The organism is Pseudomonas sp. RC2C2 (genome assembly GCF_018390435.1).
Lineage (GTDB): Bacteria > Pseudomonadota > Gammaproteobacteria > Pseudomonadales > Pseudomonadaceae > Aquipseudomonas > Aquipseudomonas donghuensis.
The window spans coordinates 511750-537605 of sequence record NZ_JAHBAX010000001.1 but is presented as its reverse complement, the minus strand read 5'-3'; the positions used below and the strand labels follow the sequence as shown (position 1 = coordinate 537605).

The 25856-nt window shown below is 64.8% G+C and carries 21 protein-coding genes; 11 read left to right on the top strand and 10 right to left on the bottom strand.

All coding sequences use genetic code 11. From position 1 onward, the window contains the following. Nucleotides 1–67 precede the first annotated feature (67 nt). Nucleotides 68–1012, bottom strand: a complete 945-nt coding sequence (locus KHO53_RS02385; RefSeq protein WP_036996454.1) for a DUF1853 family protein — start codon at nt 1010–1012, stop codon at nt 68–70. Between the two features lie 133 nt (nt 1013–1145). Between KHO53_RS02385 and KHO53_RS02380 the strand changes: the two genes are divergently transcribed. The 11 genes from KHO53_RS02380 (at nt 1146) to KHO53_RS02330 (ending at nt 13185) form a co-directional block, all read left to right on the top strand. After that, entirely contained in the window at nt 1146–2036 is an 891-nt protein-coding gene (locus KHO53_RS02380; protein ID WP_010223281.1) for an NAD(+) kinase, read from the top strand. Next, on the top strand, nt 2036–3007 hold the full coding sequence (locus KHO53_RS02375) for a metallophosphoesterase (RefSeq protein ID WP_010223282.1): 972 nt from the start codon (nt 2036–2038) through the stop codon (nt 3005–3007). Before KHO53_RS02380 ends, KHO53_RS02375 begins: the two co-directional genes overlap by 1 nt. After that, nucleotides 3004–3876, top strand: a complete 873-nt coding sequence (locus tag KHO53_RS02370) for a rhomboid family intramembrane serine protease (protein WP_010223283.1) — start codon at nt 3004–3006, stop codon at nt 3874–3876. Before KHO53_RS02375 ends, KHO53_RS02370 begins: the two co-directional genes overlap by 4 nt. A gap of 14 nt (nt 3877–3890) precedes the next feature. Continuing rightward, nucleotides 3891–4151 carry a YeaC family protein gene (locus KHO53_RS02365; RefSeq protein WP_010223284.1) on the top strand — a complete coding sequence of 87 codons (261 nt, stop codon included), beginning with the start codon at nt 3891–3893 and terminating at the stop codon, nt 4149–4151. Continuing rightward, nucleotides 4148–4978, top strand: coding sequence for a DUF2797 domain-containing protein (locus tag KHO53_RS02360; RefSeq protein ID WP_213569934.1), 831 nt, complete (start codon nt 4148–4150; stop codon nt 4976–4978). Before KHO53_RS02365 ends, KHO53_RS02360 begins: the two co-directional genes overlap by 4 nt. Nucleotides 4979–4992: 14 nt before the next feature. Continuing rightward, nucleotides 4993–7650 (top strand): aminopeptidase N, encoded by a 2658-nt coding sequence (gene pepN / locus KHO53_RS02355; RefSeq protein ID WP_213569933.1) that lies wholly within the window; start codon nt 4993–4995, stop codon nt 7648–7650. Between the two features lie 245 nt (nt 7651–7895). After that, nucleotides 7896–8951: a WD40/YVTN/BNR-like repeat-containing protein gene (locus KHO53_RS02350; RefSeq protein WP_081839698.1), complete on the top strand. Its 1056-nt coding sequence runs from the start codon at nt 7896–7898 to the stop codon at nt 8949–8951. 20 nt (nt 8952–8971) lie between these two features. Next, a complete protein-coding gene (locus tag KHO53_RS02345; protein ID WP_026001336.1) occupies nt 8972–11350 on the top strand; it encodes an efflux RND transporter permease subunit in 2379 nt (792 codons plus the stop codon). 147 nt (nt 11351–11497) lie between these two features. Continuing rightward, entirely contained in the window at nt 11498–11791 is a 294-nt protein-coding gene (locus KHO53_RS02340; protein ID WP_010223289.1) for a DUF5629 family protein, read from the top strand. Continuing rightward, nucleotides 11754–12884 (top strand): lactonase family protein, encoded by a 1131-nt coding sequence (locus tag KHO53_RS02335; RefSeq protein ID WP_249684234.1) that lies wholly within the window; start codon nt 11754–11756, stop codon nt 12882–12884. Before KHO53_RS02340 ends, KHO53_RS02335 begins: the two co-directional genes overlap by 38 nt. Nucleotides 12885–13005: 121 nt before the next feature. Beyond that, nucleotides 13006–13185 (top strand): hypothetical protein, encoded by a 180-nt coding sequence (locus tag KHO53_RS02330; protein ID WP_010223291.1) that lies wholly within the window; start codon nt 13006–13008, stop codon nt 13183–13185. 212 nt (nt 13186–13397) lie between these two features. Here the strand turns inward: KHO53_RS02330 and KHO53_RS02325 are convergent, their stop codons facing one another. Genes KHO53_RS02325 through KHO53_RS02285 form a run of 9 tightly spaced genes read right to left on the bottom strand, consistent with a single transcriptional unit; the run spans nt 13398 to nt 25734 of the window. Beyond that, complete coding sequence (locus KHO53_RS02325; RefSeq protein WP_036996449.1) at nt 13398–13991, bottom strand: glutathione S-transferase; 594 nt, start codon at nt 13989–13991, stop codon at nt 13398–13400. Further along, on the bottom strand, nt 13988–17635 hold the full coding sequence (locus tag KHO53_RS02320; RefSeq protein WP_213569932.1) for an AAA family ATPase: 3648 nt from the start codon (nt 17633–17635) through the stop codon (nt 13988–13990). The genes KHO53_RS02325 and KHO53_RS02320 overlap by 4 nt, the downstream gene beginning before the upstream one ends. Beyond that, nucleotides 17632–18873, bottom strand: a complete 1242-nt coding sequence (locus tag KHO53_RS02315; RefSeq protein ID WP_213569931.1) for an exonuclease SbcCD subunit D C-terminal domain-containing protein — start codon at nt 18871–18873, stop codon at nt 17632–17634. The genes KHO53_RS02320 and KHO53_RS02315 overlap by 4 nt, the downstream gene beginning before the upstream one ends. A gap of 52 nt (nt 18874–18925) precedes the next feature. Beyond that, the gene (locus KHO53_RS02310) at nt 18926–20551 is read right to left on the bottom strand and encodes a BatD family protein (protein ID WP_100782029.1); all 1626 of its coding nucleotides are present in this window, start codon (nt 20549–20551) and stop codon (nt 18926–18928) included. Continuing rightward, nucleotides 20548–22269 carry a VWA domain-containing protein gene (locus KHO53_RS02305; protein WP_036996445.1) on the bottom strand — a complete coding sequence of 574 codons (1722 nt, stop codon included), beginning with the start codon at nt 22267–22269 and terminating at the stop codon, nt 20548–20550. The genes KHO53_RS02310 and KHO53_RS02305 overlap by 4 nt, the downstream gene beginning before the upstream one ends. Then, nucleotides 22266–23342 (bottom strand): vWA domain-containing protein, encoded by a 1077-nt coding sequence (locus KHO53_RS02300; RefSeq protein WP_213569930.1) that lies wholly within the window; start codon nt 23340–23342, stop codon nt 22266–22268. Before KHO53_RS02300 ends, KHO53_RS02305 begins: the two co-directional genes overlap by 4 nt. Further along, nucleotides 23335–23829: a DUF4381 domain-containing protein gene (locus tag KHO53_RS02295; RefSeq protein ID WP_036996444.1), complete on the bottom strand. Its 495-nt coding sequence runs from the start codon at nt 23827–23829 to the stop codon at nt 23335–23337. Before KHO53_RS02295 ends, KHO53_RS02300 begins: the two co-directional genes overlap by 8 nt. Further along, the gene (locus KHO53_RS02290; protein WP_100782028.1) at nt 23826–24770 is read right to left on the bottom strand and encodes a DUF58 domain-containing protein; all 945 of its coding nucleotides are present in this window, start codon (nt 24768–24770) and stop codon (nt 23826–23828) included. Before KHO53_RS02290 ends, KHO53_RS02295 begins: the two co-directional genes overlap by 4 nt. A 4-nt stretch (nt 24771–24774) precedes the next feature. Beyond that, nucleotides 24775–25734, bottom strand: a complete 960-nt coding sequence (locus KHO53_RS02285) for an AAA family ATPase (RefSeq protein ID WP_010223302.1) — start codon at nt 25732–25734, stop codon at nt 24775–24777. Nucleotides 25735–25856: the final 122 nt, after the last annotated feature.

Here is a 25856-nt window from a genome sequence, read left to right as displayed (position 1 = left end):
GGCCGGCTCCCACAACCTGTGGGAGCTGGCTTGCCAGCGATCGCCTGCGCAGCAGGCGTAAAACCCGTCACCCTGGCAGGTTCGGCCATAAGTCCGAGACCAGAAACAACCGCTCGGCTTCCTCCCACTCGCCACGCTCACCCTCGACCAGCCGCACCAGCAACTGCGCTGGCGCCAGCGGGTCCAGCGCCTGCAACCAGGTCTCGAAGCGCTGTGCCGACCAGCAGTCCTGCGCCGGGTAACAGGCCGGCGCCAGCCAGGCATGGCGCGGCAATGGCTGCCAGCGACCAGGTGCACTCTGGGCACGGAACGCTGCCCAGTCACGCTGGTGCAACCATCGCCCACGCAAGTGCTGTGGGTTGGCCCCGCGCGGCGCTTGCGCCTGTCCCGGCCAGGGGTACAGCAGGTAGCCGCCCAGCCACAGCTGCGCACTGAACTGCTCGATCTCCAGCGCCGCCAGCGCTTCGCGGCTTTCGCTACGGGCCGATATCGGCAGTTGATGCTCGGCCAGGTGCGCAAGCTTGCGGTCCAGGCGATCGTGACAACCCGGCCCCAGCCACTGCGCCGGGTTGTCGTCGGTGCCGTGCTGCGGGCCCAAGTATAGCTTGATTGCCAGTTCCAGGTGGTGCACGCCGTCACTGTCGCGCAGCAGCAGGTCCAGCTCGCCGAGGGTATGCCCGCCGTTGCGGATCGGCAGGTTGGCGGCCAGCAGGGTCACGCCCGGGGCATGCTGGAGGACAAACTGCCATAGACGTTCGTAGTACAGCCCCAGGCGCCGGGTGCTGGCCTGGGTCAGCCAGTACAGCAGGGCGTGGCTGTCACGGTCCTGCTCGAGCAGCCACTGCTGCAGCCGTTCTGGCTCGGCCACCCAACGGCTGGCGGCCAGTGGATGACGCTGCGGCCACGGCGTGTCGCGCAGCATCGGCGGCGCGAGAATGACCCAGGCCAGGTCGCGCACCTGAGGCTGGCGCAACTGGCGGGGCAGGTCGATCAGGCTGGGAAACGGGTTCATTCAGCGAGCATAGCCGCTAAGCCTGCGCGCCTGGCGAATTTCTCCGGCGTTTGCCGCTGCACGGCGCTTTCGCCCATAATCGAACTCTTTGGCGAGCATCGCCTTTTTACCCGCCGTAGAGCCCTGGAGCCCCATGGAGCAATTTCGCAATATCGGTATCATCGGCCGCCTCGGCAGCTCCCAGGTGCTCGATACCATTCGCCGACTGAAAAAATTCCTGCTGGAGCGGCATCTGCACGTCATCCTTGAGGACACCATCGCCGAAGTCCTGCCCGGCCACGGCCTGCAGACCTCAACGCGCAAGTTGTTGGGCGAAGTCTGCGACCTGGTGATCGTCGTCGGTGGCGACGGCAGCTTGCTCGGCGCCGCCCGCGCCCTGGCCCGGCACAACATTCCGGTGCTGGGTATCAACCGTGGCAGCCTGGGCTTCTTGACCGATATCCGCCCCGATGAGCTGGAAGTGAAAGTCGCCGAGGTACTCGACGGCCATTACCTGGTGGAAAACCGTTTCCTGCTGCAGGCCGAGGTCCGCCGCCACGCCGAAGCCATCGGCCAGGGCGACGCCCTCAACGATGTGGTGCTGCACCCGGGCAAGTCGACGCGGATGATCGAATTCGAGATCTACATCGACGGCCAGTTCGTCTGCAGCCAGAAGGCCGACGGCCTGATCGTCGCCACCCCGACCGGTTCCACCGCCTACGCGTTGTCGGCGGGCGGGCCGATCATGCACCCCAAGCTCGACGCCATCGTCATCGTGCCGATGTACCCGCACACCTTGTCCGGGCGGCCGATCGTGGTCGACGGCAACAGCGAGCTGAAGATCGTGGTGTCCAAGGACCTGCAGATCTACCCGCAGATTTCCTGCGACGGCCAGAACCATTTCACCTGTGCGCCGGGCGACACCATCACGGTGAACAAGAAGCCGCAGAAGCTGCGTCTGATCCACCCGCTGGATCACAATTACTATGAGGTATGCCGGACCAAGCTCGGCTGGGGCAGCCGCCTGGGTGGTGGAGGCGAGTGATGCTCGATCCCGCTCGCAGTTTCGACCTGATCGGTGACGTGCACGGTTGTGCGCACACCCTCGAACGCCTGCTCGATGCCCTCGGCTACAAGCGCCAGGGCGGCGTCTGGCGTCACCCGTCGCGCCAGGCGCTGTTCCTCGGCGACATCATCGACCGTGGCCCGCGGATTCGCGAAGCGCTGCACATCGTCCATGACATGGTCGAAGCCGGCCAGGCCTACTGCATCATGGGCAACCACGAGTACAACGCCCTGGGCTGGAACACCCCGGCGTTGCCCGAGAGCGGCAAGCACTACGTGCGCGAGCACACTCCGCGCCACGGGCGGCTGATCTACGAGACCCTGACCCAGTTCGAACAGCACCCGGGCGACTGGCAGGACTTCCTCGAGTGGTTCTACGAGCTGCCGCTGTTCATCGACGCCGGGCGTTTTCGCCTGGTGCATGCCTGCTGGGACGCGCGCCTGATCGAGCCGCTGCGCCAGCAGTACCCGGACGGGCGCATCGACGAGCATTTCATCCAGGCTTCGGCGGTGCCGGAGAGCTTTGCCGCCACGGTCTGCAACCGCCTGTTGCGCGGTACCGACATGCGCCTGCCGGACGGTTTGACCCTGACCGGGGGCGACGGCCTGACCCGCGCGTTTTTCCGCACCAAGTTCTGGGAAGAAGACCCGCAAACCTACGGCGATATCGTCTTCCAGCCCGATGCGCTGCCCGAGCAGGTGGCCAACGCGCCGCTCAGCCACAGCCAGAAGAACGCCTTGCTGCGCTACAGCGAGGACGAACCGATGCTGTTTGTCGGCCATTACTGGCGCAGCGGCAAACCGGCGCCGATCCGCGCCAACCTGGCCTGCCTGGACTACAGTGCGGTGCTGTACGGCAAACTGGTTGCTTACCGTCTGGATGCTGAAACCCGCATCGACCCACGCAAGTTCGTCTGGGTCGATGTCGACCGGCCGGAGGCCAGCCAATGACTGTAGTGGAGGTATTACGCATGCCGCTGAGTACCGATCTCAGCGGTTTTGTCGGCCTGTTACGGCGCCTGCAGGTGCCGCACCGGGTCAGCGAGGAGGGCGGCGACCTGGTGTTGTGGGTGGCCGAGGACTTCGCCGAAGACGTGCGCGAGCTGTATCAGCGCTTCCCAGAGGGCAATGCGGAGTTTGAATTGCCGGCCGACACCGCCCTGGCGCCACCGGCACAGCCAAGCGTCGGCGAGCAGTTGCGCGCCAGCAAGGCCACGGCGGCGATCCTGCTGCTGTGCCTGATCGTTGCCGGCCTCACCGGGCTTGGCGACAACTTCGCCACCTTGAGCTGGCTGACCTTCCTCGATTTTCGCGTGCAGGGCGATTACCTGTACTTCACCCCGTTGGCCGCAAGCCTTGCCGATGGCCAGTGGTGGCGCCTGTTCACACCGATGCTGGTGCATTTCGGCATCCTCCACCTGGCCATGAACGGCCTTTGGTACTGGGAGCTGGGCCGGCGCATCGAGCTGCGCCAGGGCCCGTGGAACCTGCTCGGCATGACCCTGCTGTTCAGCCTGGTGTCCAACGCCGCCCAGTACCTGTTTGGCGGCCCGAGCCTGTTCGGCGGCCTGTCGGGGGTGCTCTACGGTTTGCTCGGGCATGTCTGGCTGTACCAATGGCTGGCGCCCAACCCTGTGTATCGCATGCCGCGCGGCGTGCTGGTAATGATGCTGGTCTGGCTGTTGCTGTGCCTGTCCGGTTTGATCAGCCTGCTCGGCTTCGGCCAGATCGCCAACGCCGCTCATGTCGGCGGGCTGTTGGTCGGTTGCCTCAGCGGGCTCTTGGGCGGGGCGCTGGCCCGGCGTAAACTGACCGCTTGATTTTGGGAGACGTTATGTCCACTTTTGCGCAAATGATTGAAAACATCACCCCGGAAATCTACCAGAGCCTGAAACTGGCCGTGGAACTGGGCAAATGGGCAGACGGGCGCAAGCTCACCACCGAGCAGAAAGAGCTGTCGCTGCAGGCGGTGATCGCCTGGGAACTGCAGAACCTGCCCGAGGAAGAGCGCACCGGTTACATGGGGGCGCAGGAATGCAGCTCCAAATCGGCACCGGTGGCGAACATCCTGTTCAAGTCGGATGCGATCCATTGATCGAACTCGGCCGCGGCTCCATCAGCAAAATGTCGGCGCGCCTCGACGCGTCGATGGTGCAGTACGCTTTTCGCCTGGGCGAGCAGGAAGTGCCGGTCAACCCCTTGATCGGCAAGACCGTGCGCCTGGAATACCTCGGTGCCATCCATTGCAGCCACTGCGGGCGCAAGACCAAGACCAGCTTCAGCCAGGGTTACTGCTACCCGTGCATGATCAAGCTTGCGCAGTGCGACGTGTGCATCATGGCCCCGGAAAAATGCCATTACGATCAGGGCACCTGCCGCGAACCCGCGTGGGGCGAGCAGTTCTGCATGACCGATCATGTGGTGTACCTGGCCAACTCCTCGGGCATCAAGGTCGGCATCACCCGCGCCAGCCAGCTACCGACGCGCTGGCTTGACCAGGGCGCCAGCCAGGCGCTGCCGATCGTGCGGGTTGCCACCCGCCAGCAATCGGGGCTGGTCGAGGACCTGTTCCGCAGCCAGGTCGCCGACCGCACCAACTGGCGCGCCTTGCTCAAGGGCGATGCCGAGGCGGTCGACCTGCTGGCCGTGCGTCAGCAGTTGTTCGACAGCTGCGCCGAGGGCTTCAGCGCCCTGCAGACGCGATTCGGCCTGCAGGCGATCCAGCCGCTGACTGACGCCGAGGTGCTGGAAATCCGCTACCCGGTCGAGGCCTACCCAAGCAAGATCGTCAGCTTCAACCTGGACAAGAATCCCGTGGCTGAAGGCACGCTGCTGGGCATCAAGGGCCAGTACCTGATCTTCGACACCGGCGTGATCAATATTCGTAAATACACGGCGTACCAGCTCGCCGTGCATCAGTAAAAAAGGACCGCCACATGCGTACCGAACAGCCGCAAGTGATCTACCTCAAGGACTATCAGGCCCCCGAGTACCTGATTGACGAGACGCACCTGACCTTCGAACTGTTCGAGGACCACAGCCTGGTCCACGCGCAGCTGGTCATGCGCCGCAACCCGGCCCGTGGTGCTGGCCTGCCGCCGCTGGTGCTCGACGGCCAGCAGCTGGAGCTGCTCAGTGTGGCCCTGGACGACCAGGCCCTGGCTGCCGGCGACTACCAACTTGACGATAGCCACCTGACCGTACAGCCCAAGGCTGCGACCTTCACCCTCGACACCAGCGTGAAGATCCACCCCGAGAGCAACACGGCCCTCGAAGGCCTGTACAAGTCCGGCAGCATGTTCTGCACCCAGTGCGAGGCCGAAGGGTTTCGCAAGATCACCTACTACCTCGACCGCCCGGACGTGATGAGCGCGTTCACCACCACGGTGATCGCCGAGCAGCATCGCTACCCGGTGCTGCTGTCCAACGGCAACCCGGTCGGCAGCGGCCCACAGGACGACGGCCGGCACTGGGCGACCTGGGAAGACCCGTTCATGAAACCGGCCTACCTGTTCGCCCTGGTCGCCGGTGACCTGTGGTGCGTTGAAGACAAGTTCACCCGCCAGTCGGGCCGTGACGTGACCCTGCGCATCTATGTCGAGCCGGAAAACATCGACAAGTGCCAGCACGCCATGACCAGCCTGAAGAAGTCCATGCGCTGGGACGAAGAAGTCTACGGCCGTGAGTACGACCTGGACATCTTCATGATCGTTGCGGTCAACGACTTCAACATGGGCGCCATGGAAAACAAGGGCCTGAACATCTTCAACTCCAGCTGCGTGCTGGCCCGCGCCGAAACCGCCACCGACGCCGCCCACCAGCGGGTCGAGGCGGTGGTCGCCCACGAATACTTCCACAACTGGTCGGGCAACCGCGTGACCTGCCGCGACTGGTTCCAGCTGTCGCTCAAGGAAGGCTTCACGGTGTTCCGTGACTCCGAATTCAGCGCCGACATGAACTCGCGCACGGTCAAGCGCATCGAGGATGTCGCCTACCTGCGTACCCACCAGTTCGCCGAAGATGCCGGGCCCATGGCCCACGCCGTGCGCCCTGACAGCTTTATCGAGATCTCCAACTTCTACACCCTGACCGTGTACGAGAAGGGTTCGGAAGTGGTGCGCATGGTCCGCACCCTGCTTGGTGCCGAGGGTTTCCGCAAAGGCAGCGACCTGTACTTCGAGCGTCATGATGGCCAGGCGGTGACCTGCGATGACTTCATCAAGGCCATGGAAGACGCCAACGGCGTCGACCTGAGCCAGTTCAAGCGCTGGTACAGCCAGGCCGGCACGCCGCGCCTGGCGGTCAGCGAGGCCTACGACAGTGCTGCGCAAACCTACAGCCTGACCTTCCGTCAAAGCTGCCCGGCAACCCCGGACAAGGTCGAGAAAAAACCGTTCGTGATCCCGGTGGAACTGGGCCTGCTCGATGCCCAGGGCAACGATATCGCCCTGCGCCTGCAAGGCGAGGCGGCTGCGGTCGGCACTTCGCGGGTGCTGTCGGTGACCGAAGCCGAGCAGACCTTCACCTTCGAAGGCGTTGCCGCCAAGCCGCTGCCATCGTTACTGCGTGGTTTCAGCGCACCGGTCAAGCTGAGCTTCCCCTATGACCGCGACCAGCTGATGTTCCTCATGCAGCATGACAGCGATGGCTTCAACCGCTGGGAAGCCGGCCAGCAACTGTCGGTGCAGGTGCTGCAGGAGCTGATCGCCCAGCACCAGCAGGGTGCCAAGCTGGTGCTTGACCAGCGCCTGGTGACCGCGTTGGGCACGGTGCTGGCCAACGAGCAACTGGATCAGGCCATGGTCGCCGAAATGCTTTCGCTGCCCAGTGAGGCCTACCTCACCGAAATCAGCGAAGTGGCCGATGTCGATGCCATCCACGCCGCCCGCGAGTTCGCCCGCCAACAGATCGCCGAGCAGCTGTTCGAGGCCCTGAATGCACGTTACCAGGCCAACCGCGGGGTATCGCGTGGCACCGAGTACCTCGCCGAGGCCGAGCACTTTGCCCGGCGCAGCGTGCAGAACATCGTGCTGTCGTACCTGATGCTCAGCGCCAAGCCTGAAGTCCTGGCCGCGACCCTGGAGCAGTTCGACGCCTGTGACAACATGACCGAGCGTCTCACCGCGCTGGCCGTGCTGGTCAATTCGCCGTTCGAAGCCGAGCGGGCCAAGGCCCTGGAGAGCTTTGCCGAGCACTTCAAGGACAACCCGCTGGTCATGGACCAGTGGTTCAGCGTACAGGCGGCCAGCACCCTGCCGGGCGGCCTGGCACGGGTCAAGGCACTGATGCAGCACCCGGCGTTCACGATGAAGAACCCGAACAAGGTCCGCGCCCTGGTCGGTGCCTTCGCCGGGCAGAACCTGGTCAACTTCCACGCTGGCGATGGCTCGGGTTACCGCTTCCTGGCGGACTTAGTGATCGAGCTCAACGCACTCAACCCGCAGATCGCGTCGCGCCAACTGGCGCCGCTGACCCGCTGGCGCAAATACGACAGCGCGCGTCAGGCGCTGATGAAAGGTGAGCTGGAGCGCATTCTGGCTAGCGGTTCGCTGTCCAGTGATGTGTATGAGGTCGTGAGCAAAAGTCTGGCTTGATGGCCCTATCGCCGGCAAAGCCGGCTCCCACAGGGAACTGCATGCACCGACCCTGTGGGAGCTGGCTTGCCAGCGATTGCTTCCCCGCAAATCCCCCCGCTTAACAAAAGATAACGTCCCGTTCGTTGTCAGTCCTTTGCAAACCCCGATAGGATGGCTCTCAGCTATTGCGGGGCTCTGGAACACGGTTTTTGGCAGTACCTGCATATAGATTGACCCAAATAACAATAAAGGGGGATAGATCTATGACTGAGCCTGTCATGGCGGGTCTCGGCGGTGCTGCGCGTAAAGCCGGCAGTCGCCCTTGGGCATTGGCCGCCAGCGGCTTGCTGGTAGTGGCAATCGGGCTTTGGGCCAACACGGTCGAGGCTGCAGCCGCTGCAACCGATGTCTACTCCACCGAATCGTCCAAGGCGGTAAACAGCCTGCTGCTGGACGTCACCAAGGCCGGCGCGCGCCTGGTCGCTGTCGGTGATCGCGGCCATATCCTGTTTTCCGATGACCAGGGCAAGACCTGGACCCAAGCCAAGGTACCGACCCGGCAACTGCTCACGGCGGTCTATTTTGTCGACGACCAGCACGGCTGGGCGGTCGGCCACGATGCGCAGATCCTCGCCAGCACTGACGGTGGCGCCACCTGGAGCAAACAATTTGAAGACCTGGCGCGCGAAGCGCCGTTGCTCGACGTCTGGTTCAAGGACACCCAGCACGGCTTCGCCGTGGGTGCCTACGGCGCATTGCTGGAAACCACCGACGGCGGCAAGACCTGGAACGAGGTCGGCGATCGGCTGAACAACGAAGACCAGTTCCACCTCAACGGTATCGCCGCGGTGAAAGACGCCGGCCTGTTCATCGTTGGCGAGCAGGGCAGTATGTTCCGCTCCAGCGACGACGGTCAGACCTGGGAAAAGCTCGAAGGTCCCTATGAAGGCTCGCTGTTCGGTGTCACCGGCACCGCCCAGCCGCGTACCTTGCTGGCCTACGGATTGCGCGGCAACCTCTACCGTTCCACGGATTTTGGCGATAGCTGGCAACAGATCGAATTGAAAGCCGCGCGCGGCAACCTCGAATTTGGCCTGGCAAGCGCTACGCTTCTCGATGATGGCAGCCTGGTACTCGTGGGCAATGGCGGCAGTGTGTTGCGCAGCAGCGACGACGGCCAGAGCTTCAGCGTGTTCAACCGGGCCGATCGCATCGCCCTGGCCGGCGTCAGCGGGCTGAGTGGAGGGCGCCTGGTGCTGGTAGGCCAGGGTGGCGTGCACCTGGCTTCGGCCCAGGGCGCCGAAGGAGTGCAGCCATGACCGGTCAGGAGCAGTTCAACATGAACCAGCAACACCATCAGGACAAGACGACTTTGCTCGAACGCCTGATCTTCAACAATCGCCCGGTGGTGATCCTCATCTGCTTGCTGGTCAGCGTGTTCCTGTTCTGGCAGGCCACGCAGATTCGTCCTTCCACCAGTTTCGAAAAAATGATCCCGCTCGAGCACCCCTTCATCGAGAAGATGCTCGAGCACCGCAATGACCTGGCCAACCTCGGCAACACCGTGCGCATCTCGGTGGAGGCCACCGACGGCGATATCTTCAGCAAGGAGTACATGGAAACCCTGCGTCAGGTGCATGACGAGGTGTTCTACATTCCCGGCGTCGACCGTTCCGGGCTGAAGTCGTTGTGGAGCCCCAGCGTGCGCTGGACCGAAGTGACCGAAGAGGGCTTTGCCGGTGGCGAAGTCATCCCGCAGACCTACAACGGCTCGCCGGAAAGCCTCGACAAGCTGCGTAACAACGTGCTCAAGTCCGGGCAGGTCGGGCGCCTGGTGGCCAACAACTTCAAGTCGAGCATCATCGATATTCCGCTGCTGGAGTCCTATCCCGACCCGCAGGACCAGGGCAAGCTGATCAAGCTCGACTATCAGCAGTTCTCCCATCAGCTGGAAGAGAAGATCCGCGACAAGTTCCAGGCCCAGAACCCCAATGTGAAGGTACACATCGTCGGCTTCGCCAAGAAGGTCGGCGACCTGATCGACGGCCTGATGATGGTGGCGATGTTCTTCGGGATCGCGCTGGTGATCACCTGGGTGCTGCTGTACTGGTTCACCTGGTGCATCCGCAGCACCATCGCCGTGTTGATCACTACCCTGGTGGCGGTGGTCTGGCAACTGGGGCTGATGCACGCGGTGGGCTTCGGCCTTGACCCGTACTCGATGCTGGTGCCGTTTTTGATCTTCGCCATCGGCATCTCCCACGGGGTGCAGAAGATCAACGGCATCGCCTTGCAGTCCAGCGATGCCGACAACGCCCTGACCGCCGCGCGGCGTACCTTCCGCCAACTGTTCCTGCCGGGGATGATCGCCATTCTCGCCGACGCCGTGGGCTTCATCACCCTGTTGATCATCGACATCGGCGTGATCCGCGAGCTGGCCATCGGTGCGTCGATCGGTGTAGCCGTGATTGTCTTCACCAACCTGATCCTCCTGCCGGTGGCGATCTCCTATGTCGGCATCAGCAAGAAGGCCATCGAGCGCAGCAAGAAGGACGCCACCCGCGAGCATCCGTTCTGGCGCCTGCTGTCCAATTTTGCCAGCGCCAAGGTGGCGCCGGTGTCCATTGTCCTGGCCTTGCTGGCCTTCGGTGGCGGTCTCTGGTACAGCCAGAACCTGAAGATCGGCGACCTCGACCAAGGCGCGCCGGAGCTGCGTCCGGACTCGCGCTACAACCAGGACAACGCCTTCATCATCGACAATTACTCGACCAGTTCCGACGTGCTGGTGGTGATGGTCAAGACCCCGACCGAAGGCTGTTCGGTACACGCGACCATGGCGCCGATCGACGAGCTGATGTGGAAGATGGAGAACACCCCTGGGGTGCAGTCGGCGATCTCGCTGGTGACCGTGTCCAAGCAGATGATCAAGGGCATGAACGAGGGCAACCTGAAATGGGAAAGCCTGTCGCGCAACCCGGACGTGCTCAACAGCTCGATCTCCCGTGCCGACGGCCTGTACAACGCCGACTGCTCGCTGGCGCCGGTGCTGATCTTCCTCAACGACCACAAGGCCGAGACCCTCGACCGTGCGGTCAAGGCGGTGCAGGAGTTTGCCGACAGCCATAACAAGGAAGGCCTGGAATTCCTCCTGGCTGCCGGTAACGCCGGTATCGAGGCGGCCACCAACGAAGTGATCAAGTCGGCCGAGCTGACCATTTTGATCCTGGTGTACATCTGCGTGGCGGTGATGTGCATGATCACCTTCCGCTCCTTCGCCGCGACCCTGTGCATCGTCCTGCCGCTGGTGCTGACCTCGGTGCTGGGCAACGCGCTGATGGCCTACATGGGCATCGGCGTCAAGGTCGCGACCCTGCCGGTGGTGGCACTGGGCGTAGGCATTGGCGTGGACTACGGCATCTACATCTACAGCCGCCTGGAGAGCTTCCTGCGCGCCGGGTTGCCGCTGCAGGAAGCCTACTACCAGACCCTCAAGTCCACCGGCAAGGCGGTATTGTTCACCGGCCTGTGCCTGGCCATCGGCGTGTGCACCTGGATCTTCTCGGCGATCAAGTTCCAGGCCGACATGGGCCTGATGCTGACCTTCATGCTGCTGTGGAACATGTTTGGTGCGCTGTGGCTGCTGCCGGCTCTGGCGCGGTTCCTGATCAAACCGGAGAAAATGGTGGGCAAGGAGGGCGGTTCGATTTTTGCCCATTGACCGCTGCTGTCATCGGGGCTACTTCGTAGCCCATCGCCGGCAAGACCGGCTCCCACAGGTGCGCATTACCTGTGGGAGCCGGTCTTGCCGGCGATGCTTTTGACGATCAGGTATCATGGGGGTTTTCCCGCCAGTGATCTTCCTGCAATGACAACCCTCTCCCAAGCCCTCGAATCCAGCAACATGCTCCTGATCGACGGCCTGCACGCCTTTGACTTCACCTTCGACGAAACCGGCCTGAGCATCGAGCTGATGGACGGCCGTGCCTTGAAAAAATACAAGTTCTCCCCCGAGCAGATCGGCGCCGCCCGGCTTGAAGGTACCGACTGGCTGGTCGCGGCCGAGACTGGCGAGCATCGGCTAGTCTGTATGAGTGCCTTTAGTGCCTGCGATGAGGAAGACGATGACGCGCCTGCTGAAGAACCTGCTGATCGCCAGTAGCATGAGCCTGACGCTCACCGCCCAGGCCCACGACCTGCTGGTCGGCAGCTATACCGCAGGCAGCAGCGAAGGTATCTACCGCTACCGCTTCAACAGCGACAGCGGCCAGATCGACCCTGCGCCGCTGCAGATCCTCATGAGCGAAAACCCGTCCTGGCTGACCCTCTCGGTGGACAAGCGCCTGCTGTTTGCCGTCAACGAGAACGGCGCCGGCAACGGCCAGGTCAGCAGTTTTGCGATTGGCAAGGACGGCAACCTCAAGGCGCTGAGCCAGGTGCCAAGCCAGGGCGATGAACCAACCCATTCCAGCCTCAGCCAGGACCAACGCTACCTGTTCGTCGCCAATTACGGCGTGTTGCCCGCCCCGGGCGGCAGCCTGAGTGTGTTGCCGGTGGGGCGTAACGGCTACCTGCAAGCCTCGGTGCAACAAGACCGGCACAAGCCCAGCGGCGTCAACCCGGAGCGCCAGACCGCGCCCCATGTGCACTCTGTGGTGTCATCGGACGACGGCAAGTACGTGTTCGCCAGCGACCTGGGGGCCGACAAGGTGTTTGTCTACCGCTACGACGGCGCCAGCCCCACGCAACCACTGAGCGCGGTCGAGCCGGTTAGCCTGCCACCGGGCAGCGGGCCGCGGCACCTGCTGTTTGACCGCGATGGCAAGCATGCCTACCTGACCCTGGAGATGAGCGCCCAAGTGGTGGCCTTCGATTATCAGGACGGCAAGCTGGTGGAGCTGCAGCGCCTGCCATTGACCGAGCAGAACGATGCCTCGGCCAAGGCGGCGGGGGCATTGCACCTGTCGGCCGACGGGCGCTTTCTGTATGTCAGCAACCGTGGCACGGCCAACGAGCTGCTGGTGTTTGCCGTGGATGACAAGAGCGGCAAGCTGATGCAGGTGCAGCGGCGCAGTGTCGAGGGCGATCACCCGCGGGAATTTACCCTCGACCCTACCGGCAAGTACCTGTTGGTGGCCAATCAGAAGAGCAACCAGATCGTGGTGATCCGCCGTGATCCACGCAGTGGCTTGCTGGGCGAAACCGTACAGAAGCTGGCCCAGGATGCGCCGTCGGACCTGAAGTTCGTCAACTGACTATCAATTGCCTTGATGTTGGCTACTGCTGCAATGAATTTCTGTGCGCCGCGCCAGCGGCGTAAGTTTGAACCACGGCCCCAAGCGGCCACTTCAAACCACAGACTTCGAGGTCAGCGCCATGAACTTCAACCTTTTCCCGGTCATCGCCGCTTCCGCCATTTCTGCTTCGGTGGTCCTGCCGGCCAACGCCCATGTCGAGCTCAGCGAGCGTAAATCGTCGACCCAGAGCTATACCCAGAAATACCTGCAACAAAGTGCCAACTTCTACGCTGCGCTGGACCACAAGTCGCAGCATTGAGCGTGTAGATTTTTCTGGTAATAGCATATCGCCATGTGATTGAATTTGACGCTAATTTATTGACGTCAGGGGATAACACATGAAATGGCGAATTCTGGCGGTGTTGCTGTTCCTCTATTCTTCGCCGATTCTGGCGCTGTAGCTTCTGGCCTCATCGCTGGCAAGCCAGCTCCCACAAGGCCCCTGTGGGAGCTGGCTTGCCAGCGATGGGTTCAACGCGCCATGATCGCCTTGAACAATGCCGACTCCAGCCACCTCTGCAACCATGCCCGCAAGTGCGGGTAGGGCGCGTGGGCGAACCACTCAGGCTCCACCCCGGCAAACTGGCGCATCAACGGCAACAATGCCGCGTCAGCCAGGCTGGGATGGTCCGCGAACAGGTACGCCTGCTGCGCCAGTCGCGCATCCAGTTCCACCAACCAGCTTTCGGCCTGGGCCCGGTAATGTTCCCGTGAATGCTGCGGATAGCGTTCGGCGTACTTGTACAGGTTGACCTGGGCCTTGAACTCGCGATCATTGCGTGCGATCAGCGCATCAGCGGCTTGCGCCGCCTGCGGGTCGGCCGTCAGCCGCCAATCGTGCGGGTCGTGCCGGGCCAGGGCCCAGCGCATGATGTCCAGGCTTTCCTCCAGTACCAGGTCATCGGCACTCAACACCGGCACCGTGCCCTTGGGCGACAGGGCCAGCAGTTCGGCTGGCTTGGCCTTGAGGCTGACTTCGCGGATCTCTACCGGGCACTGGGCGTAGCGCAGGGCCAGGCGCGCGCGCATGGCCCAGGGGCAGCGGCGGAACGAGTAGAGGATCATCCGCTGACCTCCACGGTACTCAGGCCATTACCCTGGCGGCGGACCTGGATCTGCACCGGGATGCGCTCGTGCATCTCCTGCACGTGGGAGATCACCGCGACCTTGCGGCCCTGGGCCTGCAGGCCGTCGAGCGCGTCCATGGCCAGTTGCAGCGATTCCGGATCGAGGCTGCCGAAGCCTTCGTCGATAAACAGCGATTCGATGCGCAGGGTGCTCGAAGCCATCGAGGCCAGGCCCAGGGCCAGGGCCAGCGAGACCAGGAAGGTCTCGCCGCCCGACAGCGAATGCACCGAGCGCAGTTCGTCACCCATTTCCGTGTCCAGCACCAGCAGCCCGAGCAGGCTGCCACCGCGCTTGAGCCGGTAGCGCCGGGCCAGTTGGCGCAACTGGGCGTTGGCGTGGTGCACCAGCAGGTCGAGGTTGTAGCCCTGGGCGATCTTGCGGAAGGTATCGCCGGTGGCCGAGCCGATCAGGGCGTTGAGCCGTGCCCAGCGCTGCCACTCGCTGTAGGCCGTGGCGATCTGCTCGGCCAGGGCCTGGTGAGCCAGTTGCCGGCGCTGGTCTTCGGCCTGGGCGGCACGCAATTCGGCGCAGGTCTGTTCGCTGGCGGTCAGTTGCACCTGCAGGCTGTCGAAGGCCTGTTCCAGCGTTTCGCGGGTGAGCTCGGCATTGCCCTGGGCCTGATGCTGGTCCAGGCGTTGCTGGCGCTCCTGCAGCAGGGTACGCGCCTGTTCGATGGCCTTCTCGCTGTCCTGCAGCTCCTGGCGCAGTTGCGCCACGGCGTTGTCGTCGAGCGCCAGCAACTGCTCCAGGCCGCTGTCGTCCAACTCCGGGTGGCCCTGGCGCCATTGTTCGATCTGGCCGCGCACCTCATGGTGTTCCTGCTCCAGCGCGCTCAGGCGTTCGCCCTTGGCCTTGAGCTCGGCGGCCAGTTCGATCAAGCGTGCCTGGGTCTCCTGCAACTGTTGGCCGGCCTGGGTTTCGGCCTGGCGCGCTTGCTCCACCGCCTGGTCCAGATGCTGCTGCCAATGCTCGGCGCTGGCCTGTTCGCCGAGCAGGCTGGCAAGGCTGTCGCGGCTGGCTTGATGCTGGCGCTCCAGCTCGCTGAACTGCTGTTGCAGTTCTTCCTGCTTCTGAATCCGTGCCTGTTGCTGCAACTGGGCTTTGTCCAGGGTCTGCTGGCGCTCGCCGTGCTCCTGCTGTTCGTCCTTTTGCCGTTGCAGCAGGTCCAGGCGCAGGGCCAGTTGCTGGTCCAGGCGCATGAAGGCGGCAGCCGGCTCCTGGCGCAGGTCGTTGAGGATCTCGCCAGGCAACAGGCTGGCGAAACTGGCCAGTTCCTGCTCCAGGCGCTCTTGGTCACTGGCCAGCGCCGTTTGCTGCTGGCTCAGGTGCTGGTTGGCCTGCTGGCTGGCGTCTTGGGCTGCCTGCAATTGCTGTTGCAGGCGGCTGGCGTCTTTCTGCAGGGCCAGTAGGGCGTTCTGGCGCTGTTCGTCACGACTGATGTCGTGGTTCAGGTTGCGCGCCTGCAAGTCCAGCCAGGCGCTGCGCTGGCTGGCGTCCTGCTCGGCCAGCGACGGGTATAGCGGGTGCGCTTCAAGGCTTGGCTGCAGCGCGTGTTGCTGGTTGCCCAGTTGTTCCTGCTGGTGCAGGTACTCCTTGACCTGGCCGTTGACGCCACCCAGTTGAGTGCGCAGTTCATCGAGCTGTTTCTTCAGCCCGTCGACCATTTGCTGTGCGTTGGCCTCTTCGTTCTGGTCGTGGCGGCCGAGGCTTTGCAGCAGGGCTTCGGGCTGGTGATAAGGGTGCTCCTGGCTACCGCACACCGGGCAGGGCTGGTCGTCTTGCAGTTGCGCGCGCAGCTCTTCGACGCTCTGGCTGCGGGCCAGGCGTTGGCGTTCGAGCAACTGGCGGGTAACGCTTAGCGCTTGCTCGGCGGCGGTCAGCTGGTTCTTGCCATTGAGGCCTTCGCTGATCAGCTGCTCGCGTTGCTTCAACGCCGCTTGCTGGCGCTCGCGCAAGGCTTGCAGGCGCTGTTCGAGGTCCTGCTGGTTGCTCCACAGCCGGCTCAGTTCTTCGACCTGACGCTGCTGCTGGCGGTTTTTCTGCAGCAGCTCGCCGAGCAGGCCGATCTGTTCGGCCAGGGCCTGGGGTTCAGCCTCGGCTTCGCGGTAGAGCAGGGCCAGGGCGGCGCGCTGCTCCTCAAGCTGGGCACTGGCCTGGCTGGCACGCTCCTGCAGGCCAGGCAGCTCGGCGTGGCCCTGGTTGAGGCGGTTGCCCAGCTGCATCAGTTGCTGCAGGCGGTCGCGATAGGCGCTCCAGGCTTCGCTCAGCCCGGCCAGCGGCGCGCTTTGCTCCAGCTGTTGGCCGATCTGCTGCAGGCGCTGTTCGCTCAGGCGTTGCTGTTCATCGAGGGTCAACAGCTGTTGCTGGCCCTCGGCACTGGCCTGCTCGGCCTGGTGCTTGAGCGTCGCGCTGTTGGCCAGTTCCTGGTGCAGGCGGGCGAGGGTGTTCTGCTCGGCAAAGGCCTGGCGCACCGATGGCGCGCTGTCGGTTTGTTGTGCCAGGGCCTGGGCGAGGGCCGCGTGGGCCTTGCCCAGGTCGTCCTGCAGTTGCTGCTGGTGGCCATGCAACAGGTCATGCTGCTGGCGCTGCGCGGCGATGCTCATCGCCAGCGGGCTGAGCTGGGCATTGAGCGCCTGCTGGCGGGCAAACTGGTGACGCTGCGGCGCCAGCTGTTCCAGGCGCGCGAGTTTCAGCCGCTCGCTGTGCAGGCTGTCGTTGTGCTGCTGGGCACTGTGCAGTTGCGCCGTGCTGGTCTGCACCTGTTCCTGCAGTTGCAGCAACTCGGTGAGCCAGCTGCGCTGCTGTTCAAGCTGGCGCAGTTGCGCCTGTTCGGCCTTGAACCGATCGAGGGCCCCGCTGTAGCGCTGGTCGAGTTCGGCGCGGGCCTCGGCGGCCATAGGCATCACGCCGCTGGCCTGGTCCAGCAGGGCCTTGTGCGCCTCTTCGGCTTCCTTGCTCTTGCTGTAGGCGCGGCGGCCCAGCTGGCTGTAGATCGCCGTGTTGGTAAGCTTTTCCAGCAGCTCGCTGCGCTCTTTGTCATCGGCCTTGAGAAAGGCGCTGAACTCGCTCTGGGCCAGCATCACCGCGCGGGTGAACTGTTCGAAGTTCAGGCCCAGGCGCGACTCGATCAGTTGCTTGTATTCGGCCTTGCTCTGGTTGCTCAGCAGCTGGTCGCTGTCCAGGTCATGCAGGCTCTGACGGCTGCCTTGCAGCTTGCCGTTGGCCTTGTCGCGGGCGCGGTTGGTTTCCCAGCGGGCGCGGTAGCGCCGGCCGTCGATGCCGACGAAATCCACCTCGGCAAAACCGCTGCCCGAGCCCCGGCGCAGCAGGGTGCGCGGGTCGCTGGTGAGGATGTCGCTGTCGACCTCCGGCAGCTTGGTCTCGCGGCCGATGTTGTTCAGCCGTGGCACGGCGCCGAACAGCGCCAGGCACAGGGCGTCGAGCAGGGTACTCTTGCCGGCGCCGGTGGGCCCGGTAATGGCAAACAGGCCGGCGCTGGCCAGCGGCTCGGCGGTGAAGTCGATCTCGATCGGGCCTTCCAGCGAGGCCAGGTTCTTCAGACGGATGGCGAGAATCTTCATGGCTGTTCTTCCTCCTGCTGGACGTCCTGCAGCAACAGGGCAAAGTCGGCCAGGGTCTGTTCGTCGACGGCATTGCCATAGGCCTGCTCCCAGGCGCGGCTGAACAGCTCGTGCGGGGTCAGTTGGCCCAGTTCCAGCAAGTCGGCGCCGCTCTCATCCTCGCTGCGCCCGTTGCCGGCATACTCGGCCGCGATGCGCACCAGGCGCACGGCCTTGCCGTGCAGGGCGCCTTCGAGCTGGGTGCGCAGGTCGGGCAGGGGCTCGTCCAGGCGTACGCGGATCTCCAGCCAGGGTTGGCGCTGCGGATCGTCGAGCAGGTCAATCACCGGCAGCTCGGCCAATTGCTCGAGCACTTCGGCCAGTGGCGCCGGGCCCAGCCGTTGCAGGTGCACGGCCCGCGGCACCAGGCGCGATTCGACGCTGGCCAGGTTGGCGCCATCCAGTTCGATTTCAAGGATCTGGTGTTGATAGCCGATTTCCGAGAACGACAGCGGGATTGGCGAGCCGCTGTAGCGGATGCGCTCTTCGCGGTTGACCTTCTGCGGCTTGTGCAGATGGCCGAGGGCGACATAGCTGATTTGCGGGGCGAACAGGCGCGCGGGCAAGGCTTCGGCGTTGCCGATGATCAGGCTGCGTTCGGAGTCTTCCGAGACCGAGCCACCGGCCATGTGCGCGTGGCTCACGGCAATCAGTGCCTGGCCGGCCTTGCGCCGTTGCAGGGCGGCGGCGATGAGTTTCTCGTGGACCTGGGCAATGCCACGCAGGTAGTCATCGCCCAGGTGCGCACCGGTGACTTCCGCCGGGCGCAGGAACGGCAGCGCCAGGCACCAGGCGGCGACCTTGCCCTTGGCGTTGGTCAGCGGAATCAACAGGCGCTCGCTGTCCAGTTCACCTTCGTCCAGCCACTGCACCCGGCCCAGGGCGTGGGTGTGCAGGCGGCGCATCAGCGGCGCCGGTAGTTCAATGCGCGAGCCGGAGTCGTGGTTGCCGGCGATCATCACGATGTTCAGCTTGGGCTGCTGTTCGTGGGCCTGGACGATGAAGTCGTAGAGCCGCTCCTGGGCTTTGACCGGCGGGTTGACGGTGTCGAAGATGTCGCCGGCAATCAGCAGCGCATCGGGCTGGCGCAGCTTGAGCTGGCCGAGCAGCCATTCGAGAAAACAGGCGTGTTCGAAATCGCGTTCCTGGCCGTGCAGGGTTTGTCCCAGGTGCCAGTCGGAGGTGTGAAACAGACGCATGAAGGGTTCCGCAGTGTGCCGGCATAGCGCCCGGGGGCGCCACGCCTTGAGGTTATTTGGGGTACAGCGGCGGCAGGCTGCCGCTCTCGCTTTGCGCAGGCTGGACCTGCTCGGCGGCCGGGATGGTGCCAATGGCCCGCCATAATTCTTCACCTTGCCAATACTGCCCGCTTTCGCTGTACAGCGCGCCGTTGAGGCCATCGAGGGCATCGGACAGCGGCACGAAACGTGCGGCCATCTCGGCCAGGGTTTCCGGTTGCTGACGCGCCCAGGCATCCAGGGCCTGGCGCGTGGCTTGGGGGTCGTTGGCCTGGCACGCGCGCTTGAGGTCATCAAGCAGGGTGCGCGGGCTCGGCCCGGTTTGCGCCGCACGCAGCACCGCCGGTTGCGAGCGCGCCCGCCACCACAGGGCAAAGCCCAGCAGGGTGGTCAGGGCCAGTACCAGGGTACTCAGTTGCCAGGGCCAGAGCAGGTGGGTTTGCACTGTGACCGGATCGACGCTGGCCGGTTTGTCGGCGCTCAACGCCGGGTTGTCCTCGATCTGCAGGCTACGAGCGGGCAGGCTGCTGCGTTCCAGGTGATCTTCGCGGGTGTTCCACCAGACCACTTCCTGGCTCGGCAGTTCCAGCCGGCCGCTGTGGGTCGGCACCAGCGCTTCGCGCTCTTCACGCACACCGAGCAGGCCACGGTCGTTGACCTGGTTGCGCAATTGCGGCTGGTCCGGGTAGCGGCGCAGGCCGGTGACTTCGGTGCCCGGCAGCGGTGGCAGCTGGGCGCTGGACAAGCCCTCGGCCTGGAGGATCACGGTGCGGGTCAGCGAGTCGCCGATCTGGGTCTGCTGCTGGGCCGGGTCCGGGCTCCAGTGTTCTTCCAGGGTCAGGCTGTTGGCCGGCAGCCAGGGCGCATTGGCCGGGTAGTCGGCCGGGATCGGGTCGACTGTCAGCACCAGCGGCGTCGAGCTGACCTGCACCTGCTTGCCGGCGCGCGGGGTGTTGAGCTCCTGCTCGGCATCGTTCTGGGCAGCGGTGGCGCTGAAGTTCAGGGCCGGGATTTTCAGGTCGCCACTCTGCTGGGGGTAGATCGCATAGCGCATTTCGATCACGCCGTGGCGCACGCCGTCGATGAGTTTCTCGAAGGTGCGCGACTCGCCCAGCGGCTCGACCCTGGCGTTGTCCAGTTGCAGCGGGCTGAGGCTGCTGTCGTCGTACAGCGGTACCGAGTGGTAGATGCTCAGGGTCAGCACCGCCTGGGCCTGGACGTAGACTTGCGGCTGGTCGAGGCTGGCGTCGATGAACACCGGGCCCTGGTTTTCGCGACTGACCTCGTTGGCCTGGATCTGCAGGCTGATCGGCTGGCTGCGCACTTCGCCCAGCTGCAGGGCGGGAATTTCCACACTGCCGCTCTGGCGCGGCAGCAGGGTAATGATCCAGCGCGTGTTGGCGCTGCTCTCGTCAAGGCTGTTGAGGCTGTTGACCTGGCGCGTGCCACGTACTTCGAAGTTGGCCTGCAGCGGCGTCAGGTCGGGTTTGCCGAACTGGGTGACGTCCTGGGTCTCGAGGGTCAGCTCAAGGGTTTCGCCGGCATTCAGGCGTGTGCGGTCGACACTGGCGAGCAGCGCCGCTGCCTGCACCTGCAGGGCGAGAAAGAGGCTGAAGACCAGGACGCAAACGCGACTCATCGATGGGTTTCCTGATGTTGTTGCTGTTCATACCAGAATTTACGCCGCAACAGTTCGGCCGGGTTGTCCGGGATCTGTCGCAGCCATTGTTCCAGGGCCTGGCGCTGTTCGGCATCGAGGCTGCTGTCAGCCGGGCGCTGGGGCGGCCGGGTAGTGTCATCGTCGTCAGCGCCGCTGGCGCTGTTCTGCGCCTGCTCGCTGCTGCTGTCCTCGGCCTTGGCCGCTTCATCCGGATCCTGCGCAGGTTTTGCCGCAGCCTGGTCCTGGGCGTTCTGCGAGCTGCTAGCAGTATCGCTGCTGCTGTTGGGGTTGCTCTGCGGGTTGTCTTCCGGCGGTTGCTCGGGTGCGTGTTCGGCCTGGCGTTGTTGCAGCAGTTGTTCGACCAGTGCCTTGTTGACGAGTGCCGGTTGCAGTTCCGGTTGGCGTTCCAGGGCCTGCTCGTAGGCATCCAGCGCCGCTTCCAGTTCACCGCTGCGGGCCAGGGCGTTGCCGCGATTGTAATGGTCGGCGGCGCTGTTGCCCTGGGCGAACTGGCGGGCGGCGCCGTTGAAGTCGCCGGCCTGGTACAGCGCCAGGCCTTTCCACTGCGGGTCTGCGAAGTGCCGGGCGGCATCGGCCGGACGTTGCCGTTCAAGCAGGCGCTGGCCTTGCTGGTCAGGGCGCAGCCACAGGTCGTTGAACTCGAAGGCGTGGCTGGGCTGCGGCACGGCCAGCAGCAACGGCAGGCAGAACAACCAACCGCGACGGCCGGCGCACGCGGCCAGCAGCAACAGTGGCAGCAACAGCCAGTAGCCTTGGTCGGCCCAGCTGTCGAGTTGTACGGTTTGGCCATCGTCACGCAGACTGCGCGGGTTGTCGAACAGGCGCAGGCCGCGTAGGTCGAGGTCGTCGATACGGGCACTGCGGTAGCGCCCGCCGGTGCTGTTGATAAAAGCCTTGAGGCTGGCGCTGTCCAGGCGCGGCAGGAGGATCCCGCCCTGGTCGTCCTTGAGGAACTCGCCGTTGGCCTGCTTGACCGGCGCCCCCTCGGCGCTGCCGACGCCGAGCATCAGCAGGCTCGGGCCCTGGCGGCCGAGGGCCTGGACAATGCCCTGGCGTTCCTGGGCATCGAGCGAGGAGCCGATCAACAGCAGGCGGCCCTGGCCCAGGCCGGCCTGAGCGAGCAGGGCCAGGCCCTTGCGCACGGCCAGGTCGGCGTGCTGCCCGGCTTGCGGCATGATCGCAGGATCCAGGGCTTCGAGCAGATTGCGACTGGTGGCCAGGTCGTCGGACAGCGGCACCAGGGTGTGGGCGCTGCCGGCATAGACGATGATCGCGGTCTGGCTGTCGCGGCGGTGCTCGAGCAGGTCGAGGATCTTGCGTCGGGCCTGTTCCAGGCGGGTTGGCGCCGCGTCGTCGGCGAGCATCTGCGGGGTCAGCTCAAGCAGGATCACCAGCGGGTCGGCCGGGCGCTGGCGGGTATCTTCCAGGCGTTGCCAGCTGGGCCCGACCAGGGCCAGCACGGTGATCAACCAGGCCAGGCCCAGGGCGATCCACGGCAGTTTGCTGTCGCGGCCGCTGCCGCCACCCAGCAGCACGGCATGAAAGGCCGGTGGCAGGATCATCTGCCAGCGCCCGGCGCGTTTTTGCCGGTGCCACAGCTTCCATAGCAGCCAGGCCAGCAGCGGCAGGACGAGCAGCCACAGCGGGCGCAGCCATTGCGGCCACAATTCGCTCATCGGCGCCTCCTCAAGCGCAGCCGTTGCAGGCGCTGACGCCATTCCGGGTGCGGCTGCAAGAAGCGCGGGCGGCGCAGCAAGCGCTGCAGCAGGTTGTCCGGCCATTGCTGCTCGATCACCAGCAGCAGGCTCAGCACCAAGGCCAAGGCCAGCGGCCAGCTGTACAGCGGCTGGGCGGTGCGCGCCTGGGTCGGCTGCTGGGCCACAGGTTCCAGGCGGTCGAGCGCTTCGCCGATGGCATGCAGTTCTTCGCCGTCGTGGGCGCGGAAGTAGCTGCCACCGGTGAGCTCGGCGATTTCCTTGAGCGAGGCTTCGTCCAGGTCCAGGCTTGGGTTGATGCCCAGCAAGCCGGCGGTACCGGTTTGTTCCGGGTCGGCACCGATGCCGATGGTGTAGATGCGCACGTTTTCCTGGGCGGCCAGGCGCGTGGCGGTCAGCGGGTGAATCTGCCCGCCGTTGTTGGCGCCGTCGGTGACCAGCACCAGCACCCGGCTCTGTGCCGGACGTTGGCGCAGGCGCTTGAGGGCCAGGCCAATGGCGTCGCCGATGGCGGTGTTCTTGCCGGCGATGCCGATCTGCGCTTCGTCGAGGAAGGTACGTACGGTGCGCCGGTCGAAGGTCAGCGGGGCCTGCAGGTAGGCCTGGCTGCCGAACAGGATCAGGCCGACGCGATCGCCCTGGCGGTCTTCAAGAAAATCACCGAGCAGGGCCTTGACCAGGGTCAGGCGGCTGACGTCGTCGCCTTGCCACTGCATGTCGGGAAAGTCCATGGAGCCAGAGACGTCCACCGCCACCAGCAGGTCGCGGCCACTGGCGGCCACCGGTAACGGCTCGCCCAGCCATTGCGGGCGGGCGGCGGCAAACAGCAGCAACAGCCACACCAGCACGAACGGCGCCTGCTGGCGCCAGGTCGGCAGGTTCAGGCGCGCGCGGCGCCCGGCCAGGCCTTCGAGTTCATCGAGAAAGCTGACCTTGAGCACCGGCTCACCACTGTCGGCGGCCGGCAGCAGCAGGCGCGCCAGCCAGGGCAGCGGCAACAGTATGAAGACCCACGGCCAGGCCAGCTCAAACATGTTTGCGGATCCAGGTTTCGACCGACTGGTTGAGGCCGTTGATGGCTTTGTCGTCGAGTTTGCATTCGGGTTTGTAGGCGCCTTCGACCAGCACCATCCAGCGGGTCAGGCCGGCGGCCGGGCAGCGGTTATCGAGAAACGCCAGCCATTGGCGACCGTTGAGGGTATGGCTGTGGCTGCCCGGATAATGGTTGCGGCACAGGCGTTTGAGCAGGGCGTTGATCTGCTGCAGCCAGGCACCGGCCGGGGCGCCGTCGTAGGGTTTGGGCAGGCGCGCGAGTTCGGCCAGGGCTTCGATGCGTACCGGGTCCAGGGGCAGCTCGGCGCGCACGATGGCTTTTTTGCCCGGGCGCCAGTGGCGCAGCCGCCACAGGCCCCAACCCAGCAGGGGCAGCAGCAACAGCAGTGCCCACCAGCCCGGGGCCAGCGGCCACCAGCCGATCGGCGTCGGGGTGATCAAGGGTTGCAACTGATCGAGCGGGTTCACGAGGTTTTCCCCGGTCGTTGCGCGTTGAGGTACTCGCGCAGTTGCTCGATCATTTCGCTCTGGGTGCTCAACGGCATCAACACCACCCGCAGCTTTTGCGCCAGCAGTTCCCAGCGCTCGATGCGCGCTTCGCTTTGCTGGCGGTAGCTCTTGCGCAGGGTCGGGTCGAGGGTGTCGAGCTCCAGTTGCGCACCGCGCTGGGCAAAGCGCAACAGGCCGGCGGCGGGCAGGGCGTGGTCGAGCGGGTCGGACAGCGGCAACAGCAGCAGGTCGCAATGGCGCGAAAGCAGGCTCAGCTGTTGTTCGACCGCAGGCGTCAGCGCCCGCTCGTCGCAGATGATGATCGCCAGGCTGCCGGGGCGCAGCACTTCACGGGCGCGGCGCAGGGCAATGCCGAGGCTGTCGGCCTGGGGCACGGCTTCGGTATGCAGCGACTGGTTGACCCGCGCCAGGCGGTTGAGCAGTTGCAACAGGCTCTGCTTGCTGCGCCGTGGCTTGATCTCGTAGTGCTCGTTGTCACCGAACACCAGGCCGCCAATGCGGTCGTTGTGGCCCAGGGCGGCCCAGCCGATCAGCGCCGCGGCCTGGGCGGCGAGCACCGACTTGAACATCAGTCCCGAGCCGAAGAACAGGCGCTGGCTCTGTTCGACGAGAATGAAGATCGGCCGCTCGCGTTCCTCATGAAACAGCTTGGTGTGCGGCTCCTGGGTGCGCGCGGTGACCCGCCAGTCGATGTTGCGCACATCGTCGCCGGCCTGGTAGACCCGCACCTGGTCGAAGTCGACCCCGCGTCCGCGCAGTTTCGAGTGGTGCAGGCCCACCAGCGGGCTGCGCTGGCCCGGCCGGGAGAACAGTTGCACTTCGCGCACGCGGTGACGCATCTCGATCAGCTCGGTGAGGCTGATGCGGATTCCGGGCGCGGCCAGCAGGCGATTGGGCATGGGCTCAGGCGACGGCGACGACGTCGAGGATGCGCTGGATCACCCGGTCCTGGTCAATCCCGGCGGCCTCGGCCTCGAAGGAAAGAATGATGCGGTGGCGCAGTACGTCGAACAGCACCGCCTGGATGTCTTCGGGGCTGACGAAGTCGCGCCCGGCAAGCCAGGCATGGGCCCGCGCGCAGCGGTCCAGGGCAATCGAGCCCCGCGGGCTGGCGCCGTAGGCGATCCAGTCGGCCAGTTCCAGGTCGTACTTGGCCGCAGTGCGGGTGGCCATGACCAGCTGCACCAGGTATTCCTCCACCGCATCGGCCATGTACAGGCCGAGGATTTCCTTGCGCGCGGCAAAGATCGCTTGCTGGCTGACCCGGCGCTCCGGCTTGGTCTCGCCATTGAGCGCTTCGCCACGGGCCTGCTGGAGGATGCGCCGCTCGACGGCGGCATCCGGGAAGCCGATCTTGACGTGCATGAGGAAGCGGTCGAGCTGGGCTTCGGGCAGCGGGTAGGTGCCTTCCTGTTCGATCGGGTTCTGCGTGGCCATCACCAGGAACAGCGGCGACAGCTCGTAGGTACTGCGCCCGACACTGACCTGGCGCTCGGCCATGGCTTCGAGCAGCGCCGATTGGACCTTGGCCGGGGCGCGGTTGATTTCGTCGGCCAGTACCAGGTTGTGAAAGATCGGCCCTTGCTGGAACACAAAGCTGCCGGTTTCCGGGCGATAGATCTCGGTGCCGGTGATGTCGGCAGGGAGCAGGTCGGGGGTGAACTGGATACGATGGAACTCGGCTTCGACACCTTCGGCCAGTTCCTTGATGGCCTTGGTCTTGGCCAGGCCCGGGGCGCCCTCTACCAGCATGTGGCCGTCGGCGAGGAGGACGATGAGCAAGCGCTCGACGAGTTTTTCCTGGCCCAGGATCTGGGTTGAAAGAAAGGTGCGCAGCGCGATCAGCGCCTCACGGTGTTCCATCGTTGAAGGTTCCTGGAAATAAGCCAGGGCGTGCGGCGTAAAAGCGCCCGGGCGGGGGCTGATACTTTAATCCATCCGGAGGGCTGGCGACTAACGGCAGCAGGGAAATTTGTTCAAATCGC